15 protein-coding genes are annotated in these 21,059 nt (G+C 42.6%); 14 read left to right on the plus strand and 1 reads right to left on the minus strand.

From position 1 onward, the window contains the following. Nucleotides 1-5 precede the first annotated feature (5 nt). Nucleotides 6-2,018 (minus strand): transglycosylase domain-containing protein, encoded by a 2,013-nt coding sequence (locus BN997_RS02635; protein ID WP_042529433.1) that lies wholly within the window; start codon nucleotides 2,016-2,018, stop codon nucleotides 6-8. A gap of 302 nt (nucleotides 2,019-2,320) precedes the next feature. Here BN997_RS02635 and BN997_RS02640 point away from each other — a divergent pair, with 302 nt between their 5' ends. The 14 genes from BN997_RS02640 to fba all read left to right on the plus strand — a co-directional run bounded on the left by BN997_RS02640 (nucleotide 2,321) and on the right by fba (nucleotide 20,938). Next, the gene (locus BN997_RS02640) at nucleotides 2,321-2,752 is read left to right on the plus strand and encodes a YwiB family protein (RefSeq protein ID WP_042529435.1); all 432 of its coding nucleotides are present in this window, start codon (nucleotides 2,321-2,323) and stop codon (nucleotides 2,750-2,752) included. A gap of 182 nt (nucleotides 2,753-2,934) precedes the next feature. Further along, nucleotides 2,935-4,605 carry an arginine--tRNA ligase gene (argS, locus tag BN997_RS02645; RefSeq protein WP_042529437.1) on the plus strand — a complete coding sequence of 557 codons (1,671 nt, stop codon included), beginning with the start codon at nucleotides 2,935-2,937 and terminating at the stop codon, nucleotides 4,603-4,605. Nucleotides 4,606-4,800: 195 nt separating this feature from the next. Beyond that, complete coding sequence (locus BN997_RS23645; protein ID WP_276325291.1) at nucleotides 4,801-4,923, plus strand: hypothetical protein; 123 nt, start codon at nucleotides 4,801-4,803, stop codon at nucleotides 4,921-4,923. 155 nt (nucleotides 4,924-5,078) lie between these two features. After that, entirely contained in the window at nucleotides 5,079-7,190 is a 2,112-nt protein-coding gene (locus BN997_RS02650; protein WP_042529439.1) for a heterodisulfide reductase-related iron-sulfur binding cluster, read from the plus strand. A gap of 246 nt (nucleotides 7,191-7,436) precedes the next feature. Further along, the gene (locus BN997_RS02655; RefSeq protein WP_042529441.1) at nucleotides 7,437-8,630 is read left to right on the plus strand and encodes an acetyl-CoA C-acetyltransferase; all 1,194 of its coding nucleotides are present in this window, start codon (nucleotides 7,437-7,439) and stop codon (nucleotides 8,628-8,630) included. A 45-nt stretch (nucleotides 8,631-8,675) separates the two neighbouring features. Beyond that, nucleotides 8,676-9,533: a 3-hydroxyacyl-CoA dehydrogenase family protein gene (locus tag BN997_RS02660; RefSeq protein WP_042529443.1), complete on the plus strand. Its 858-nt coding sequence runs from the start codon at nucleotides 8,676-8,678 to the stop codon at nucleotides 9,531-9,533. Between the two features lie 10 nt (nucleotides 9,534-9,543). Further along, the gene (locus BN997_RS02665; protein WP_139088985.1) at nucleotides 9,544-10,686 is read left to right on the plus strand and encodes an acyl-CoA dehydrogenase; all 1,143 of its coding nucleotides are present in this window, start codon (nucleotides 9,544-9,546) and stop codon (nucleotides 10,684-10,686) included. 2 nt (nucleotides 10,687-10,688) lie between these two features. Further along, nucleotides 10,689-11,828, plus strand: coding sequence for an acyl-CoA dehydrogenase (locus BN997_RS02670; protein ID WP_042529445.1), 1,140 nt, complete (start codon nucleotides 10,689-10,691; stop codon nucleotides 11,826-11,828). Between the two features lie 32 nt (nucleotides 11,829-11,860). Next, nucleotides 11,861-12,466, plus strand: coding sequence for a TetR/AcrR family transcriptional regulator (locus BN997_RS02675; RefSeq protein ID WP_042529447.1), 606 nt, complete (start codon nucleotides 11,861-11,863; stop codon nucleotides 12,464-12,466). A gap of 59 nt (nucleotides 12,467-12,525) precedes the next feature. Further along, the gene (gene icmF / locus BN997_RS02680; RefSeq protein ID WP_042529449.1) at nucleotides 12,526-15,756 is read left to right on the plus strand and encodes a fused isobutyryl-CoA mutase/GTPase IcmF; all 3,231 of its coding nucleotides are present in this window, start codon (nucleotides 12,526-12,528) and stop codon (nucleotides 15,754-15,756) included. A 740-nt stretch (nucleotides 15,757-16,496) separates the two neighbouring features. Then, entirely contained in the window at nucleotides 16,497-17,003 is a 507-nt protein-coding gene (gene rpoE / locus BN997_RS02685; RefSeq protein ID WP_306432762.1) for a DNA-directed RNA polymerase subunit delta, read from the plus strand. 441 nt (nucleotides 17,004-17,444) lie between these two features. Beyond that, entirely contained in the window at nucleotides 17,445-19,049 is a 1,605-nt protein-coding gene (locus BN997_RS02695) for a CTP synthase (protein WP_042529456.1), read from the plus strand. 566 nt (nucleotides 19,050-19,615) lie between these two features. Next, nucleotides 19,616-19,981, plus strand: a complete 366-nt coding sequence (locus BN997_RS02700) for a response regulator (RefSeq protein WP_042529458.1) — start codon at nucleotides 19,616-19,618, stop codon at nucleotides 19,979-19,981. Between the two features lie 102 nt (nucleotides 19,982-20,083). Beyond that, entirely contained in the window at nucleotides 20,084-20,938 is an 855-nt protein-coding gene (gene fba, locus BN997_RS02705; protein ID WP_042529460.1) for a class II fructose-1,6-bisphosphate aldolase, read from the plus strand. Nucleotides 20,939-21,059 lie beyond the last annotated feature (121 nt).

Below are 21,059 nucleotides of genomic sequence, written 5' to 3' on the forward strand. Positions count from 1 at the left end.
CGCGTTTAGAACAACAAATCAAACCATCTCTCAAGAATCCCTGTGTCCTCGATGACATCATCCCGCTGATCGACATTTCCGTTATGACAGTAACCAAGCGGCTCAGTGCCTTTTTCGTAAAACATGATTCTGCTTTTTTCACAGCTGGTATCGGCCCGTAATCCGCTGACCGGATCGATTGGAAGACCGACGATTCCAGAAGGCATGGGAAAAACATTTTTTCCGTCTTCGTCAATATTCTCCATATAATTTGCCCATATCTCTTTTGAAAAGGCTGCTTCCGCTACATTGGTCATTTCCCGGTGGTCATCATACCCGACCCAAATTCCGGTAGAGATAACGGGGCTATAGCCAATCATCCAGCTGTCAAAATCCGTTGTTCCCGATTTGCCGGCATAAATATCGGAAAGCTTATTTTGCAAACTTGCTCCGGTGACACTGGTGTAGCTATTTAATGTTTCGTCAAACATTCCGGTTAGAAGCTGGGTTAGAATAAACGCTTTTTTTTCATCAAGAACGGGCTCGCTCTCTTCGGGGCTGTGCGAGTAAAGTGTTTTTCCATCTGCATCGGTAATTTCTTCAATAAGATAAGGCGTGACTGCTTCTCCTCCATTAGCAAGACGGGCATAAGCATTCGTCAGCTCAATGACCGATACAGCAGAAGTGCCGAGCGCCAGGGAAGGAACATTATTCAGGTCACTTTCAATCCCGAATTTTTCTGCTGTCTCAATAAATCGTTCTCCGCCGACATAAAGCGCGGTTTTCACGGCGTAGATGTTATCTGATAGAGCAATTGCCTCCGCAAGCGTGATAGGGGCATCTGCATAATACCCATTAAAATTACTCGGCTGGTAAGCAGAACCGTCTGCAAGCTCAAAAGTCGTTGCTTCGCTGGTTAAGGTCGTACTGGCTGTATAGCCATTTTCTAAGGCAGCATAATATAAAATAGGCTTAAAGGTAGAACCGGGCATCCGTTTGGCGTCCATCGCCCGGTTGTAGCTGCTTTCTTTATAATTGGTTCCGCCAATCATGGCAGTTATTGCACCAGTTTGCGGAACAATAGAAATGCCGGCAGCCTGTAAGTCGCTGCCTTCCTTAATGGTTTGTGCAGCGGCCTCCTCCATTTCTTGTTGATAATCGCTGTTCAATGTCGTGTGCAGCTGATAACCGCCGAGCTTTATTTCTTCCACATCCTTCTCCAAAATCCGTGCAGCTTCCTTTAATGCTTCATCCTTAAAATAGGACGCTTCTTCCTCGGCTGGAGCCTGCTGCTGATAAGCTAATTCTTCATTTATCGCCTCTTCGTATTCTGTCTCCGTAATCATTTCATTGTCCAGCATTCGATGGAGGATAAGCTGCTGCCTGTCCGTCGCATTTTCCAGGTTATTGAGTGGTGAATAATACGTCGGTCCCTTTGGAATCCCCGCCAGCATACTCGCTTCTGCCAGGGTTAACTGATGAGCAGGCTTTCCAAAAAAATAATTGCTTGCCGCTCCAATCCCGTGTGCTCCATGACCGTAATAAATGGTATTCATATAGCCTTCTAGAATTTCTTCCTTGGAATAAAACATTTCTAAACGAATGGCATAGAAGGCTTCTTGCAGCTTGCGGGACCAGGTTTTTTCTGCAGATAGATAGAGATTTCTGGCATATTGCTGTGTAATCGTGCTGGCTCCTTCTTTTAACGAGCCGGAAATAAAATTATTCCACAGTGATTTCGCAATCCGGAAATAATCGAGTCCGTGATGATTAAAGAAACGATTGTCTTCAATCACCAGACTCGCCTGGACAGCGGAATCATCTATATTTTCTAAAGAGACCCATTCATAAGAGTCTCCAAATGTATCCTCAATCTCATTCCCTTCCCGGTCGTAAAACACAGCAGGAGATTGATTGTTGAGACTTGGAGGACCCATGAGATAGGCTAATAAGTAAACAGCTAAAACACCAGTAATAATCAGCAGCACAACGACGCCAATTAACTTATAGATTAGACGCAGCTTTTTTAATGATTTCATCCTTTATCGTCTCCAAAATAAATATGTCTTTACAAAATGGTGATACTGGAGTTTATTTATTCTCTCTATTTATTATGGAAAAAGAACGCCTTTTATAAACGTGTAAAACGAAACTTGATTTAGGGGACCGTTTTTACCCGCTCATCTTAAACAATTTTTTCCGTATCAGTTAGGGGAAATTACAGACGATCATGCCGTGATAAAGTTTTTTAGGCAGCAAGAGTATTGCTTATCATGGTGTTTTAAAGATATAATAAGTACACTATAAATATAAATTTGTAAACAAGATTAAAGGAGTACGTATGCAACATAATTCCGAACATGTTACTATTACGCTGAAGACAGTGATTTATGATGTAGATTCCGGTGAACAGGAGACGCAGGAACAATCCTTCACGGGAGAATGGACGAAGAAAGGCAGCATCGATGTACTTAAATACGAGGAAGTAAATGAAGAAGCCGGAACGATTCAAAATATGATTATGATTCGGCCGGAGCGTGTCTCGATTAAGAGAACGGGTGTCATCCAAATGAATCAGCAATTTCAATTAGGCCAGAAAACAGAAAACATTTATCAGCATATGCATGGCAATATTCATATGGAAACTTTTACAGAATCGATTTCATTTACAGAGGATGCCATGCCGCGGGTGCTTGATATGAATTATACGATGAAGCTGAATGAACAACTCGAACGGAAGCATCAGCTCAAGCTTCAATTTTCAGCAAAATAAGCAAAGATTTTCCCGTCTTTAAGGAATTGGGAGCAGGTAAGCGGGAGAGAAATTGCCAAAAGTAACCCCGTGACAGAAGTGGCGGAGCGTTAGTGGTATTCCTTTCTGGCATAAGAGCAGTCCACCTGTATGTCGTGTTCCTTAAACTGCCGGCGGGGATAGAAACAAGGAGGAAATAAGGAATGAATGTACTAGCACAAACAGAAGAAACATTAAAAGCGCAAATTCATACAGCTGTTCTTGCTGCAGAGCTTGCGACGGAGGATACGATTCCGGATATTATTCTGGAAACACCGAAGGATAAAGCACATGGTGATTTTGCCACCAATATTGCGATGCAGCTGGCTCGAATTGCGAAAAAAGCACCGCGTCAAATTGCAGATGAAATTACAGCCAACTTAGATAAGCAGGCAGCGTCTGTTGAAAAAATTGATATTGCCGGACCCGGATTTATCAATTTCTATATGAAGCAGGATTTCTTAGGGGAAGTCATTGAAACCGTACTGGACGCTGGAGATGCTTACGGCACTTCAAAAGACGGGAACGGAGAAAAGGTTCAGGTTGAATTTGTTTCTGTTAACCCGACTGGTGACCTTCACTTAGGCCATGCGCGAAATGCTGCATTCGGGGATGTATTATGTAATCTTTTTGCAGCTGCAGGCTATGAAGTGGAGAGAGAATATTATATTAATGATGCAGGAAACCAGATCAACAATCTTGGCTTATCTGTAGAGGCACGTTATTTACAGGAATTAGGGCAGTCCGTAGATATGCCGGAAGACGGCTACCATGGGCAGGCAATCATTGATATTGCGAAAAACCTTGTGAAAGAGAAAGGGGATGCCTGGGCAGAGAAATCTCATGAAGAGCGTCTCGATTATTTTAAAGAATATGGCTTAAAGGCTTCCCTGCGTAATATTGAAAATGATTTAAAGGATTTCCGTGTTGAATTTGACAGCTGGTTCTCCGAGCGTTCTCTTTTTGAAAACGACCAGATTGATGCTGCTTTACAAGTATTGGAAGATGGCGGCTATACGTATGAAAAAGACGGTGCATTATGGTTTAAGACGACTGCTTTTGGTGATGATAAAGACCGTGTCCTTATTAAGCAGGACGGAGCATATACGTATTTAACACCAGATATTGCTTACCATAAAAATAAATTAGACCGCGGTTTTGACCAAATTATTAATGTGTGGGGCGCAGACCATCATGGATATATTCCAAGAATGGGAGCTGCTTTGCAGGCGTTAGGTTATCCAGTTGAGAAATTCTCCGTGAAAATTATCCAAATGGTTAATCTGTTTGAAGCCGGGGAAAAGGTAAAAATGAGCAAGCGTACCGGAAAAGCTGTCTCCTTAAGAGAGCTGATGGATGAGGTAGGAATCGATGCGGTCCGTTATTATTTCGTAGCGCGTTCCAATGATTCGCAGTTAGACTTTGATATGGACCTTGCCAAATCACAATCCAATGATAACCCGGTTTATTATGTTCAATATGCTCATGCACGTATTTGCACGATGCTGGAACAGGCGAAGAATAAAGGATTTGCAACAGATGGGGATTTTGATGCGTCCTTATTGACCGCAGAAAAAGAACTGGACCTGCTTAAAAAAGTAGGAGAGCTGCCGCAGGTGATCGCTGAAGCGGCAGACAAACAAATGCCGCATAAAGTCACGCAGTATGTATTTGACCTTGCTTCTACACTGCACAGCTTCTACAATGCAGAAAAAGTATTGGATGGAGATAATCCGGAGCGTACCAGCGCGCGTATTGCTTTAATGAAAGCAGTGCGTCAAACACTGGCGAACGGCTTGGGTATCTTAGGTGTGAATGCACCGGAGAAAATGTAAGAAAGAAAATGATATGAAAATCCTGCAGAGAAATGGTTGATTTCTTTGTGGGATTTTTTTAAAACAACATTTTCGTAAAGTATACTGAAAGGAAGTTATTGATCCTATTATCATTATGAATTAAACTATATTATTTCATTAAAAAAATATTCATGCTTGGTTCATGGAACGGTCATCAATAAACGAGTCCTCGTTATGAGAGAGCAGGTAACCAGAGAAAAAATAATTTTTCAGTCTCCTGCTAAAGATTATGAGAGGATTATTTTTGTTTTTATCAGCTATGATGAACGCTATCAACAATCTAAAGGATATTATTAACGGCAAACATAATAAACCGCTAAAAATTATCATAATTTCCTCCAAATAGGTTGACTGAATGTTCATTCATGTTTTAAAGTAGAGATAGAATTATTTTTTACACAGATATGAAAACGCTGTCAATTTATATTATAATATAAAGAGGGGGAATCATCTTGGATACATTTCTGATGATTAATTGGATAGCATTTATAGCCATAACAGGCTATGCATTATTCTTATTTGCCAAAATCATCGCAACAAGAGTGGCCTATATCAGACTCGGTAAAAAATCAGAGTTTGACGGCGAGATAAAGCTGCGGATCCAACGCATTATAAAAAATGTATTTGGCCAATCGAAGCTGTTAAAAGATAAAAAATCCGGTACGATTCACGTGATGATGTTTTACGGCTTCATTCTGGTTCAATTTGGAGCCATTGATATGTTTGTCAAAGGGCTGTCGCCGGGGAATCATCTACCGTTTGGCGTGCTTTACCCGGGATTTGTCTTTTTTCAAGAGCTTGTTACCTTAATGATTCTGGTGGCGGTGGTATGGGCTTTTTACCGCCGTTATATGGAGAAGCTCGTTCGTTTGAAAAGAGGCTTGAAAGCAGGGCTTGTCCTTATTTTCATTGGAACACTGATGATTTCTGTGCTGTTCGGAAATGGAATGGCAATGATTTGGCATGGACATGAATTAACATGGACGGAGCCGGTTGCCAGTGCTGTTGCCGGGTTATTCGGCGGCATTTCAGCAGGGGCAGCAATGGTTTTATTCTATATTGCCTGGTGGATACATACAATAACATTGCTTACTTTCTTAGTGTATGTGCCGCAGTCCAAACACGCACACTTAATTGCTGCACCAATCAATGTCTTTTTGACGAAAAAAGTGCCTGGTAAATTAGAAAAAATAGATTTTGATTTAGAAGATATGGATGAAGAAAGTGAAGAAGAAATTGCTTTTGGTGTCGGAAAGGTAGAGGATTTTAAACAGCATCAAATGGTCGATTTCTATGCTTGCGTGGAATGCGGCCGCTGTACGGATGTTTGCCCGGCATCCGGAACAGGAAAAATGCTTTCGCCGATGGATATTATGATTAAGGTTCGTGATCATTTAACCGAAAAAGGCGCAGCCGTTACTGGAAAATCGGCGTGGGTTCCTTCTTATGCCTTTTCCGGAACTGCCGGCAACCAGGCTTCTGCAAGCAAGGAAGCAGCTGCATCGGTGCAAAGCATGAGCTTGATCGGTGATGTCATTACAGAAGAAGAACTAGCTGGATGTACGACATGCCGAAACTGTGAGGATGCTTGTCCTGTCAATAATGAACATGTCGGTACAATTATCGATATGCGCCGTTATTTGGTCATGACAGAGGGGAAAATGGATTCTGAAATTCAGCGTGCTGTCATGAATATTGAACGTCAGGGCAATCCATGGGGCTTATCGAAGAAGGACCGGATCAAATGGCGTGATGAGGATAAATCGGCTTATATTCCGACAGTGAAAGAGCTGAAGAAGGAGGATAAATCCTTTGAGTATTTATTCTGGGTCAGCTCGATGGGGTCCTTCGACAGCCGCAGCCAGAAAATTGCGCTCAGCTTTGCTAAATTAATGAACCAGGCTGGCGTCAGCTTTGCCATTTTAGGAAACACCGAAGCGAATTCTGGCGATACGGCAAGACGAATTGGGAATGAGTTTTTATTCCAGGAAATTGCCGAGAAAAATATCAAGCAATTTACCAAGAATGACGTCACAAAAATTGTCACGATTGACCCGCACGCGTACAATATATTTAAGAATGAATATCCTGACTTTGGATTTGAAGCAAAGGTCTACCATCATACGCAGCTGCTCTATGACCTTGTCATGTCAGGGAAGCTGAAGCCGCAAAAAGCAATCAATGAAAGATTAACCTACCATGACTCCTGTTATTTAGGAAGGTATAACGGCGTTTACGATCCGCCACGGGAAATTTTGAAGGCTATTCCAGGCTTAGAGCTGGTAGAAATGGACCGCAGCCGCGAGAACGGGATGTGCTGTGGTGCCGGCGGCGGCTTGATGTGGACGGAGGAAACGACTGGAAACCGGATTAATGTGGCGCGTACAGAGCAGGCATTACAGGTACAGCCATCGATGATTTCCAGCGCCTGTCCATACTGCTTAACGATGCTGAGCGATGGAACAAAAGCGAAAGAAGTAGAAGAGGATATTGGTACAATGGATGTGGCTGAAATTCTGGCACTATCTGTTTTAGAGGATGTTCAAAAAGTCCAACAAAAATGACACTGCGAATTTCTGCGTTGACGAATTTTTTCCGATACTCACGTATTATAAAGCATACGCTCCGTTCGTAAAAAATTCGTCGCCTTGAACTTCTTGGTCCTATTTATCGGACTTTTTGAACACGCATTTTAGAGGAAAAGGAAGAAAAAACAGCATAAAGGTATAGAGAGGATTGACGTCCTCTCTATATTTTCTACTGTCTGTTGAACGAGCGTTCGTTCGAATAAATAAGGGAGGCTATATCGTATGAGAAAATCGGTTATTGTTTCAGGGGCACGGACCCCTTTCGGGAAATTTGGAGGGGCTTTAACGCCGTTAACCGCAGTAAATCTGGGAGCAAAAGCAATTAAAGCAGCATTGGAACGGGCAGATCTTAACGGAGCAGATGTAGATGAGGTAATCATGGGAACGGTTCTGCAGGGCGGACAGGGGCAAATTCCGTCCAGACAGGCTGCTGTAGAAGCGGGTATCCCTTGGGAAGTAAAAACGGAAACAATCAATAAGGTATGTGCCTCTGGATTACGCAGTGTGACGCTGGCTGATCAATTGATTCGCTTAGGAGAAGAGGATGTCATTGTAGCTGGCGGAATGGAAAGCATGAGTAATGCACCGTACTTCTTACCTGATGCCAGGTGGGGAAATCGCATGGGCGATAAAACGGTGAAGGATTTAATGATTCATGATGGTCTTACCTGTACTTTTACAGGAAACCACATGGGCAGCTACGGAAATGACACAGCTGCTTCCTTTGAAGTAACACGTGAACGCCAAGATGAATGGGCAGCCCGGAGCCAGCAGCTGGCAGTAGAAGCGATCGAATCAGGGAAATTTGCAGAGGAGATTGTTCCTGTAGAAATTCCTGTTCGTAAAGGGGAGCCGATTGTGGTCAGCGATGATGAAACGCCAAGAAAAGGAACCACGGTGGAGAAACTGGCAACACTTCGGCCTGCATTTGATAAGGACGGTACTATTACAGCAGGAAACGCACCTGGCGTAAACGATGGGGCAAGTGCTGTCGTCGTGATGTCAGATGAAAAAGCAAAGGAATTAAATAAAACACCACTGGCAACAATTTTAGGTCATGCAGAAGTAGCAGTGGAAGCAAAAGACTTTCCGCAAACACCGGGCTTAGTAATCAATCGTCTGCTAGAAAAAACAGGTGTATCCAAGAAAGAAATTGATCTTTATGAAATCAATGAAGCATTTGCAGTAGTTGCACTGGCAAGCGGGCAAATTGCGGATATTGATGAGGAGAAAATCAACGTCAATGGAGGGGCAGTAGCACTGGGGCATCCAATTGGCGCAAGCGGTAACCGGATTATCTTAACTTTGATTCATGAATTAAAACGCCGCGGCGGAGGAAAAGGTATTGCAGCGATTTGCAGCGGCGGCGGTCAAGGAGACGCAGTTTTAATTGAAGTACCGTCAAGTGAAGCATGAGTTTAAACGATAAGTTTAAAACCCCTTGAAAAGGAGCGTATAATCATGACTGTAAAAGAAGTAATGGTAATCGGGGCAGGGCAAATGGGTGCAGGCATCGCACTCGTTTTTGCCCGTTCCGGCTATGAGGTGAAGCTATATGATGCGGATATTGAGGCATTGAAAAGAGGAAAGCAGTATATTGAAAAGATATTTGAGAAGGATGTTGCAAAAGGGAAAATGGAAGCGGATACAAAGAGGCGGGCATTGAATCGCCTGCAGCTTGTTGTTGATTTGGAAGCGGATCCAATTACAGCAGATTTTATTATTGAAGCAGTGGTAGAGAAGCTGGAAGTGAAAAAAGACGTGTTCCGCAGGCTGGATGAACTTGCGCCGTCGCATAGTCTTTTTGCAACTAATACCTCCTCCTTGCCGATTACAGAAATTGCAGCTGTTACTGGCAGGGCAGAACAATTTATCGGCATGCATTTTATGAACCCTGTTCCTGTTATGAAGCTGGTTGAAATTATTCGGGGCTTAGAAACGAGTCATGTGACGTATCAAACAGTACAGCAATTGACGAAAGCATTAGGCAAGCAGGATGTGGAAGTGAAAGATTTTCCAGGGTTTGCTTCCAACCGTATCTTGATGCCAATGATTAACGAAGCCGTCTATACCGTCTTTGAAGGCGTTGCCAGTATAGAAGATGTGGACCAGGTGATGAAACTGGGGATGAATCATCCGATGGGCCCGCTGCAATTGGCAGATTTCATTGGCTTGGACACCTGCTTATCGATTATGGAAATTCTTCATGAAGGCTTTGGAGAAAGTAAATATCGTCCGTGTCCGCTCCTGAGACAGTATGTGCAGGCAGGAAGACTTGGGAAGAAGGCGGGTAAAGGGTTCTACTCATATACTGACTAAAGGGGTGTGCATGTTGATTATCACACAAACAGAAGAACAAAAAATGTTAGTGAAAATGGTTCAGGACTTTGCCCGCGATGAAATTGCAAACGAAGTCGAGCGGATGGAAGAACAAGACCGGTTTCCTGAAGAAATTATCAAGAAAATAGGGGAACTCGGCTTAATGGGAATTCCTATCCCAGAGGAGTATGGAGGAGCGGGCATGGATTTCAGCTCTTATATCCGGGTGATTCATGAACTGTCCAAGGTTAGTGCAACCGTCGGTGTTATTTTATCGGTACACACGTCTGTCGGGACGAATCCGATCCTTTATTTCGGAACAGAGGAGCAGAAACAGAAATATATCCCGAAGCTTGCTTCTGGAGAATATTTAGGGGCATTTGCTCTGACAGAAGCGAATTCAGGATCAGATGCAAGCGGGTTAAAGACAACTGCTAAGCTGGTAGATGATACGTATGTATTGAACGGCTCCAAAGTATTTATTACTAATGGAGAATATGCAGATATCTTTATTACGTTTGCCAGAACAGGTGAATCGAAAGATGACATCAGTGCTTTTATTGTAGAAAAGGATAGTCCCGGTCTGTCGATTGGAAAAAATGAAAAGAAGATGGGCTTAAAGGGTTCAAGCACGGTGGAATTAACCTTTGAGCAATGCCGTATCCCGCAGGAAAACCTGCTTGGCATGGAAGGGGAAGGCTTTAAAATTGCGATGGCTAACTTGAACATCGGAAGGATCGGGATTGCGGCACAGGGACTTGGTATTGCCGAAGCAGCTTTAGATTATTCTGTTGCTTATGCGAAGGAAAGAGAACAATTTGGCAAGCCGATTGCAGCCAATCAGGGAATAGCTTTTAAGCTGGCTGAGATGGCAACCAATGTAGAAGCGGCGAAACTATTAACCTATCAGGCAGCCAAACGGATTGAAATGAATCAATCCTGTATCAAGGAAACATCGATGGCAAAGCTGACAGCAACGAAAACGGCTATGCAAAATGCCATTGAAGCGGTCCAAATCTACGGGGGATACGGCTATACAAAGGAATATCCGGTAGAAAGGTTATTTCGTGATGCCAAAGTAACGGAAATCTATGAGGGAACAAATGAAATACAGCATATTGTGATATCCAAAGAGCTTTTGAAGGGGAGATAGGAATGGATTTTCAATTAACGGAAGAACAGGAAATGCTTCGGAAAATGGTTCGGGATTTTGCTGAAAATGAAGTAGAGCCGACAGCTGCAGAAAGAGATGAAGAAGAGCGGTTTGACAGAGCAATTTTTGATCAGATGGCAGCACTGGGATTAACAGGTATCCCTTGGCCGGAAGAATACGGCGGAATCGGCGCGGATTATCTGAGCTATTGTATAGCGGTAGAGGAATTATCACGTGTCTGTGCTTCGACTGGAGTTACCCTTTCTGCCCACGTATCCCTGGCAAGCTGGCCAATCTATAAATATGGAAATGAAGCGCAGAAGCAGCATTTCCTCCAGCGTCTTGCAACGGGAGAAGCGTTGGGAGCTTATGCTTTGTCTGAGCCGGGGGCGGGCAGTGACGTTGTCTCCATGAAAACAACAGCCAAAAAGGATGACGGCGATTATATACTGAATGGCAGCAAAGTATGGATTACCAATGGCGGGGTTGCTGATATTTATATCGTTTTTGCAAAAACAGATGCGGATCAAAAACATAAAGGCATCACGGCATTTATTGTTGAAAAAGGAACAGAAGGATTTACCATTGGCAAGAAGGAAAAGAAGCTGGGCATTCGTTCTTCGCCGACGACAGAGTTAATCTTTGAAAATTGCAGGATTCCAGCTGAAAATGTGCTGGGTGAAGAAGGAGAAGGCTTTAAAATCGCCATGACGACCTTAGATGGAGGCAGAAATGGGATTGCTGCACAAGCTTTAGGAATTGCACAGGGCGCACTGGATGCAGCTGCAGCATATGCGAAGGAAAGAGAACAATTCGGCAAACCAATCGCAGCAAATCAGGGTATCTCTTTTAAACTGGCGGATATGGCAACGGAGATTGAAGCAGCCCGTCTGTTGACCTATCAGGCAGCATGGCTGGAATCAGCAGGGAAGCCATATGGAAAGGCATCCGCCATGTCCAAATTATTTGCAGGAGATGCAGCAATGCGCATTACCGTCGAAGCAGTGCAAATTTTCGGCGGCTATGGATATACAAAAGACTATCCGGTAGAACGCTACATGCGTGATGCGAAGATAACGCAAATTTATGAGGGGACGAATGAAATTCAGCGGCTTGTTATTGGGCGGATGGTAACAAAATAAAGCACAATCTCTTTTAAAAGGAGGCTGAAAAAATGAGTGAAGATCAAATCCGCTCTTCTGTAAAAGATCAGGAGCTTGTGATGCGGCGCCGGAAGCAGATTATTGAAGGCGCCATGCGGCTGTTTCAGGAGAAAGGCTTTCACCGTACAACGACCAGAGAAATTGCGAAAGAATCCGGGTTCAGCATTGGCACATTATATGAGTATATCAGAACAAAAGAGGATGTGCTTTTTCTCGTCTGCGAATTTGTGCATGACCGGGTTCGCGATCAGCTGACAGAAACGATTTCTGTAGAAAATCCGACAATGGAAAGTCTGCGTCAGGCGATTCGGCAGTATCTTTACTTTATGGACACGATTCAGCCTGAAATTTTAATGCTCTATCAGGAAACAAAATCATTAAATAAAGAAAAACGTCAATTTGTCTTGGGGCAGGAGCAGAAGGTTGTCGGAATGATGGAGGAATTGTTGAATGTTTGTTTAAAAGAAAAGCGGAGTGCGAAAGAAATTCATTTTCTGGCTAATCATATTGTCGTCAGCGGGCATATGTGGTGTTTCCGCCGCTGGCTCATTCAAAAGGAATTTACCCTCGATGAGTATGTCGAGCTGCAGATGAAGCAAGTGGATTGCTGGCTGTAACTATAGGGAGGATTAGGGATTTTACTATGTTAAGAGCTGACTAAAAGAGGGGGATAAGCATGACAGAAGAACGTTATTCGCCAAAGCATCCTATTCGTTTTGTAACGGCATCGAGCCTGTTTGACGGGCATGATGCTTCCATTAATATTATGCGGCGCATTTTGCAGGCGAGCGGTGCCGAGGTTATTCATCTTGGACATAACCGTTCCGTAGAAGAAGTCGTCTACGCAGCAATCCAGGAGGACGCGCAGGGGATTGCTATCTCATCGTATCAGGGCGGGCATGTGGAATATTTTAAATATATGATTGACCTGTTGAAAGAACTGGATGCGGCTCATATTCAAGTGTTAGGCGGCGGCGGAGGGACGATTCTCCCCCGTGAAATCAAAGAGCTTCATGATTATGGCGTAGCTCAGGTTTTTTCTCCCGAGGATGGGAGAAAGTATGGTCTGCAGGGGATGATTGACCGGATGCTGGAAAAATGTGATTTTCTTCCGCCGATTGATATTGAAAAAGATATGGAGCGGTTAAAAGAAGGAGATCGCTTAGCAATCGGTAAATTCATTACCTTGATGGAGAATGGGGAGGAAGAAACGAAAAAGCAGGTATTAAAAAAACTTTCAGAGCAGCAAAAACAGAAAATCCCTGTTCTCGGAATTACAGGAACAGGCGGAGCAGGGAAAAGCTCGCTGACAGATGAACTTATCCGCCGCTTTTTAAATGAAATTCCAGAGCGGAAAATAGCTATCTTATCTATCGATCCATCCAAACGAAAAACAGGTGGAGCATTGCTTGGTGACCGTATCCGTATGAACGCGATTTTTTCAGAGCGGGTGTATATGCGCTCGCTGGCGACCAGAAATTCTGGAACAGAGCTTTCCGATTCCATTCAGGATGCGATAAATGTCGTGTGCGCATCAGACTATGACCTGATTATTGTCGAAACGAGCGGGATTGGGCAGGGTGATGCTGCGGTAACAGATATTACGGATTTATCCATGTATGTGATGACAGCGGAGTTTGGGGCGCCGACGCAATTAGAAAAAATAGATATGATCGATTATGCCGATTTTATTGTGATTAATAAATTTGAGCAAAAGGGATCGGAGGATGCGCTGAATCAAGTCCGGAAACAATACGAACGCAGCCATATGCTGTTTCATGAGGATAAAAGCCGATTTCCTGTTTTCGGCACAATAGCAAGCCAGTTTAATGATGAAGGAACGAATGCTTTGTTTGCGTCTTTGATTGACCGGATAAAAGCCGATTATCAGTGGGAAGCAGAGGTCTCCTTTCCGCGTCATGTTATCTCCGAAAAGCAAAATCAAATCATTACGAATGAGCGCAGGCATTATTTACGGGAGATTGCTTCCTATGTCCGGAATTATGATAAGCGCGCCGGGAAGCAGCAGAAAATTGCTTCTAAACTTTATCGATTAACCGGAGCTAAGGAAGATGCGGAGGAAGCTATTGCGGCTTCATTGGATCAAATCATTACAAGCTATGAACAGCAATTAGACGGAAACTCCAGACAATTGCTGGAAAATTGGGAGACATTAAAAGAAAGCTATCTTGGGGATACCTTTACGTTTAAAGTAAGAGATAAAGAGATTACGATGGATTTAACAACAGAGTCTCTCTCGGGATTAAAGATTCCGAAAGTAGTGCTGCCGAAATACCAGGATTGGGGAGACCGCCTTTATTGGTTAATGCGGGAAAATGTTCCCGGAGCCTTTCCTTATACAGCAGGCGTATTTCCATTTAAACGAAAGGGAGAAGATCCGACCAGACAATTTGCCGGTGAGGGGACACCGGAACGGACCAACCGCCGCTTCCATTATCTGTCTAAAGGGGAGGAAGCAAAACGACTTTCTACAGCATTTGATTCAGTTACTTTATATGGAGAAGACCCTGCAGAACGTCCGGATATTTACGGGAAGGTTGGCAACAGCGGCGTAAACATTTGTACATTAGAGGATATGAAAAAGCTCTATAGCGGTTTCGATTTAACAGACCCCTTAACATCTGTCTCGATGACAATCAATGGTCCGGCGCCTATTATTTTAGCGATGTATTTTAATACGGCCATTGACCAGCAGGTGGATAAGTTTACCGAGGAGCAGGGACGGCCGCCAACCAGTGGAGAATTTGGTCAAATTCAGACAGATACTGTTTCTGTCATCAGAGGGACCGTGCAGGCAGATATTTTAAAAGAGGATCAAGGGCAGAATACCTGTATTTTTTCAACTGAATTTGCCCTGCGGATGATGGGGGATATTCAAGCATATTTTATAGAGAATAAGGTACGTAATTATTATTCTGTTTCCATATCTGGTTATCATATTGCAGAAGCCGGCGCGAATCCGATTACCCAGCTGGCGTTCACGTTAGCAAATGGATTTACGTATGTAGAATATTATCTAAGCCGCGGAATGGATATTAATAAATTTGCACCGAATCTCTCCTTCTTCTTCTCGAATGGGCTAGATCCGGAATATACCGTGATAGGCCGGGTAGCGAGAAGAATCTGGGCAATTACCATGAAGGAAAAATACGGTGCCAATGAACGCAGCCAAAAGCTGAAGTATCATGTGCAGACCTCAGGGCGGTCCCTGCATGCGCAGGAGATTGATTTTAATGATATCCGCACCACATTGCAAGCATTATTAGCTATTCAGGATAATACGAATTCCCTGCATACCAATGCTTATGATGAAGCAATCACGACCCCGACAGAAGAATCTGTCCGCCGAGCGATGGCGATTCAGATGATTATTAATAAAGAATTTGGCCTGGCGAAAAATGAGAATTCCTTACAGGGATCCTTTATTGTTGAAGAATTAACCGACCTCGTGCAGGAAGCGGTTCTGCAGGAATTTGAACAGATGAATGACCGCGGTGGTGTCCTGGGAGCGATGGAACGCCAATATCAGCGCGGGAAAATTCAGGAGGAATCGCTTTATTATGAGGGAAAGAAGCATTCGGGAGCATTGCCGATCGTAGGGGTGAATACGTATTTAAATCCCAACCCGCCTTCAGAGGAAGACATTGATTCCATGGAGCTTGCCCGGGCAACCGAAGAGGAAAAAATGCATCAAATTAATGAACTGCGTCGTTTTCAATCAGAGCATAAAGATCATGTAGAAGAAGCTCTAAAACGATTAAAACAGACAGCAGTAACAGACGGAAACATCTTCCAAGAACTGCTGCACACCGTCCGCCACGCAAGCCTTGGAGAAATCACCAGAGCACTCTATGAAGTCGGCGGGCAATACAGACGGAACATGTAATATCCAGAAACCCGTCTCGGCATTTGTAATACCAGCTCGTGCTCCTTTAGAAGCAGAAGAAATGGTATGTTTAAATCCAGCGTAGATCTGAACAACTTTCACTGGATAATTGCAATCAAATGTGTTTATAATGTAAAATAGATTTATTGTGAAGAAATGGGGATGTTCATCCAAATCATTGGTTGATATAAGTGAATAATTATGTTGGCGATACTAGCTAGCGACGGTTTTGATGGGGCGAGTAACCGCAATGGTTTTCGGTGGGACGAGTAATCGCAGTCCCAGTCCCAGAGGAAAAATACGGAGACTCCTGGTCGACTAAGAACGGTCACGTCCTGTGACCAACGACCGACACTAGGACGTCCTGTCCGTTGTGGGAAAGCGCGGAGGGAAGACCCCGCAGAAAAAAAGCGTACTTCTTTTTTCTACCCGCAGGGCATAAGTGCGACTATGCTTCTGTCTGCGCCTGACGGCTTGCCAATCAGCAAGTCTTCTTTTCACCCGCAGGGCATAAGTGCGACTATGCTTCTGTCTGCGCCTGACGGCTTGCCAATCAGCAAGTCTTCTTTAAAGGAGATGAGCTCGGGGCCTACGGAAAGCGTAGTGCTTTTCCGTAGCGGTCACTATGAGTCATGATAACATCTATTTATAAACCATAGATTTTGGTGTCGATCTCAAAATAGCATATATAATAATCATTGATAGCATAGATGGGTATGATTATTTTCTAAAAGGAGTGCATGAGCGTGAGTTTGAAAGAATTAACACAAGAGCAAATTGACGATTTATCCATGATTGAATTAGGTTCCCTCATTCTAAAAGAAAAAAATAAAGCAATCCCTTTTCAAGATTTATTTTCTCAAATAGCAGAGTTAAAAAACTTATCCGAAGAACAGAAAGAAAATTTGATTGCACAATTCTATACAGACATGAATGTTGACGGACGTTATTTAACATTAGGTTCCGGTGTATGGGGACTAAAAAGCTGGTATTCGGTCGAACAGGGAGAAGAAGAAATTACGGAAGAACCGAAAAAGCGTAAGAAAAAGAAGAAAGCTGCAGTGGAAGACACAGAAGATATCCATGATGATTTAGACATAACTGATGAAGACATCGATGATATGCTGGATGATTTCGATGATGACGTAGAAGATGCGGATCTGGAAGAAATTGAAGATGAAGTAGACGACGTTATCGGCAAGGACGATCTCGATGAATTAGATTACGATAATGAAGACGATCGTTAATCATTAATGTACAAAGTTGATAAGCTGGGGCAAGTTGATCATCATTCGACTTGCTCCAGCTTTTTGTAATAAAGCGGGAACGTGACAGGAAAAAAACATGTTTTTTTCAGTGCTTGACATTTACATAGACTAACAGTAGAATCTTTATTGGGCTCTTTGAATATAATTACAAAGCGTTTCCCCTGAGAGATGAGAGGGGAAACGCTTTTCTTGTTAGATAGAGAAATAAATTGAAATAGTTTTGTGTGATAGCTTTTACCATCTATGTAAATGCTACGGACAGGACAATCATTCCAAAGAACGGCCAATTTTATCACGGAGAAGCCTCCGTAAACCTTCCGCCTCAAAATAAATGTATTCGGGCGAGAGATAACGGGCGCTAACTCCCTAAATCACTTAATCAATGCATAACATAAAATAAAGAAAGAAGGATGAGAACAAGTGACAAAGTATATTTTTGTAACTGGCGGCGTAGTATCATCGCTTGGAAAAGGGATTACAGCAGCTTCATTAGGACGTTTATTAAAAAACCGCGGATTAAAAGTAACGATTCAAAAATTTGATCCGTACATCAACGTAGACCCTGGGACAATGAGTCCTTATCAGCATGGGGAAGTATTCGTGACCGAAGATGGCGCTGAAACAGATTTAGACCTTGGACATTATGAACGCTTTATCGATATCAACTTAAATAAATACAGCAATATTACAACAGGGAAAGTATATTCCAGTGTCATCCGCAAAGAGCGTCACGGCGATTACCTTGGCGGAACAGTACAGGTTATTCCGCATATTACCAATGAAATCAAAGACCAGGTATTCCGTGCAGGTGAAGCTACTGGCGCAGATGTTGTTATTACAGAAATCGGCGGAACTGTCGGCGATATTGAGTCACTGCCATTCTTAGAAGCTATCCGTCAAATTAAAAGTGATGTTGGCCGGAATAGTGTGATGTACATCCACTGTACGCTTGTTCCTTACATTAAAGCTGCAGGCGAAGTAAAAACGAAGCCGACACAGCATAGTGTAAAAGAGCTCCGTTCTCTTGGAATCCAGCCAGATGTGATTGTATTACGTACCGAAATGGCAATTACTAAGGAAATGAAAGAAAAGATTGCTTTATTCTGTGACATTAATGAAAAATCGGTTATTGAAATGATGGATGCAGATACGCTGTATCAAGTTCCTATTGCTTTACAGGAGCAAAATATGGATCAGATTGTTTGCAACCATTTTGGGTTAGATTGCCAAGATGCAGACATGGACGACTGGAAGGAACTTATTAATAAGGTTCGTAACCTTTCTAAAAAAGTCGAGATTGGGCTGGTCGGGAAATATGTAGAACTTCCTGACGCTTATCTTTCTGTTGTCGAATCCTTAAAGCATGCCGGGTATGATTTTGATGCGAATGTCAATATACATTGGATCAACTCTGAATTATTATCAGAAGCAGAGATTGAAACAGCATTATCGAAAGTAGACGGGGTTATCGTTCCTGGCGGATTCGGTGACCGTGGTATCGATGGAAAAATCCATGCGATTCGTTACGCGCGTGAAAACAAAATCCCGTTCTTTGGAATTTGCTTAGGCATGCAGCTGGCTACTGTGGAGTTTGCCAGAAACGTAGCAGGCTTAGAAGGCGCACATTCTGCAGAAATTAATCCGGGAACGCCATACCCGATTATTGACCTGCTTCCAGAGCAAAAGGATATTGAAGACTTAGGCGGTACATTGCGTCTTGGATTATATCCATGCCATTTAACAGAAGGCACGAAAACAAAAGAAGCGTATGACGGTGCAGAAGTAGTGGAAGAAAGACATCGTCATCGTTATGAATTTAATAATGTGTATCGGGAGCAAATGGCAGAAAAAGGGCTTGTTTTCTCTGGGACTAGCCCGGATGGACGCCTTGTAGAGACAATTGAAATTCAGGATCATCCTTGGTTTATTGCTTGCCAATTCCATCCGGAGTTCACTTCTCGCCCTACCAGATCGCAAGGATTGTTCAAAGGATTTATCGGTGCGGCTGTGGAAAATAAAAAATAAATGATAAAAGCAAAAAGGAGATATTCATCTATCACAGATGAGTATCTTTTTTTGTATTCACGCTGGGTTAAACAGCAAGTATAAGTACTTTAATCGCTTATCAAAATAAAATATAGGAACAATTTCCTCGACATCTATGCTAAAGTATGGTTAAAGTATTTTCCGTGGGCAGAAATACATCACAGAAGCAATTGCATCTATACTATCCCATAGTGCCGGAGAAAAAACGGCTGATTCACCATTGTGTTATGTAAATCTTATCCCCTGTTTTTTGGAAGAATAAGGTTTATTGAAAAAAAGCGAAAGGAGCTGAATCTCATCGAGACAATGGCTGCTTTGGCTGGCAAAAGGCCGGGAGGAACGATGAGCGGTGGTGTATAATTTTCGCTTGTGAATACACATCTAAATGAATGGTGGAAACTGCCATCAGGTCTGCAGTTTTAGCCGTAAAATGATTCTTGTTAAAATAGGGGGTAAAAAACAAATCTATATAAATAAGCAGGAATTTAAATAAATATATCGAATTTTAAATTTAAAACAAAAATTAAATATATCGGAGGGTAAGTATGACACAATCAATCCTCATTGTTGATGACCAAATAGGAATTCGCATGTTGCTTCAAGAAGTTTTTCAAACAGCCGGTTATCGTACTTCACTTGCAAAGAACGGAAAAGAAGCGGTTGAACATTTATCAGAGTCCCCTTGCGATTTGGTAGTTCTGGATTATCATATCCCTGTTTACAACGGAAAGGCTGTCATGCAAAAAATAAAGCAGATGAGGGTAGAAGCAAAAACTATCATCATTACTGGACTGCCGGAAGTTGCAAAACAGGAACTGGGGGAAAACTTACCTGAGGAAATTATTTCGAAGCCATTCAATGTTGCAAAACTATGTCATGTTGTGGAAGAAATTTTGAAGAAAAACGAATGAATCACTGCTACTTTGTTGCGATAAAGTCTTGAAATTGGTATTCTTATATTGTAATGAATGTTGTCAGAAATTCATGCGGACAATTTGAAGGAGGAACTTGGTATGCCTTTAGTATCAATGAAAGAAATGCTCGAAAAAGGAAAAGAAAATGGATATGCAGTAGGTCAGTTTAATATTAACAACCTGGAATATATCCAAGGTATTCTCCAAGCAGCTCAAGAAGAAAAGTCACCAGTAATTCTTGGTGTTTCTGAGGGTGCTGGAAAATATATGGGCGGCTACAATGTCGTAGTTGCTATGGTAAAATCTTTAATGGATTCATATGGTACAACCGTGCCTGTTGCCATTCATTTAGATCACGGGTCCAGCTTTAAAAGCTGTGCAGAAGCAATCCATGCAGGATTTACTTCTGTCATGATAGACGGATCGCACTCACCGATCGAAGAAAATATCGAAGTAACAAAGAAAGTGGTTGAACTTGCTCATATCCATGGTGTATCTGTTGAGGCAGAGGTTGGTACTGTAGGTGGAGAAGAAGATGGTGTTATCGGCGGAATCAACTATGCAGATAAAGAAGAATGTCTGCGTCTTGTGACAGAAGCAGGAGTAGATTGCCTGGCGCCAGCACTAGGTTCCGTTCATGGTCCATACCAAGGAGAGCCTAACTTAGGATTCACAGAAATGAAAGAAATCCTGGAGTTAGTTAATGTGCCATTAGTACTTCACGGCGGTACAGGAATTCCTACAAAAGATATTCAAAAAGCAATTTCATTAGGAACTGCTAAAATCAATGTGAATACAGAGAATCAAATTTCCCAGACGAAAGCAATTCGTGAAACATTAGCACAAAAGCCGGATTTATATGATCCGCGTAAATATTTAGGACCAGGTACTGCAGCGATTAAAGAAACCGTAATCGGTAAAATGCGTGAATTTGGTTCTTCTAATAATGCATAATTGATTTCATTAAAAATATGTGTTAAAAAGAGCAGATAAGAAACTTTTTAATCACATCAATAAAAATATATCAGGCAAAAGCTGTACCGATGGTGCAGCTTTTGCTGCAAAATCTCAGGGA

Source organism: Oceanobacillus oncorhynchi (assembly GCF_000821065.1).
Classification (GTDB): domain Bacteria; phylum Bacillota; class Bacilli; order Bacillales; family Amphibacillaceae; genus Oceanobacillus; species Oceanobacillus oncorhynchi.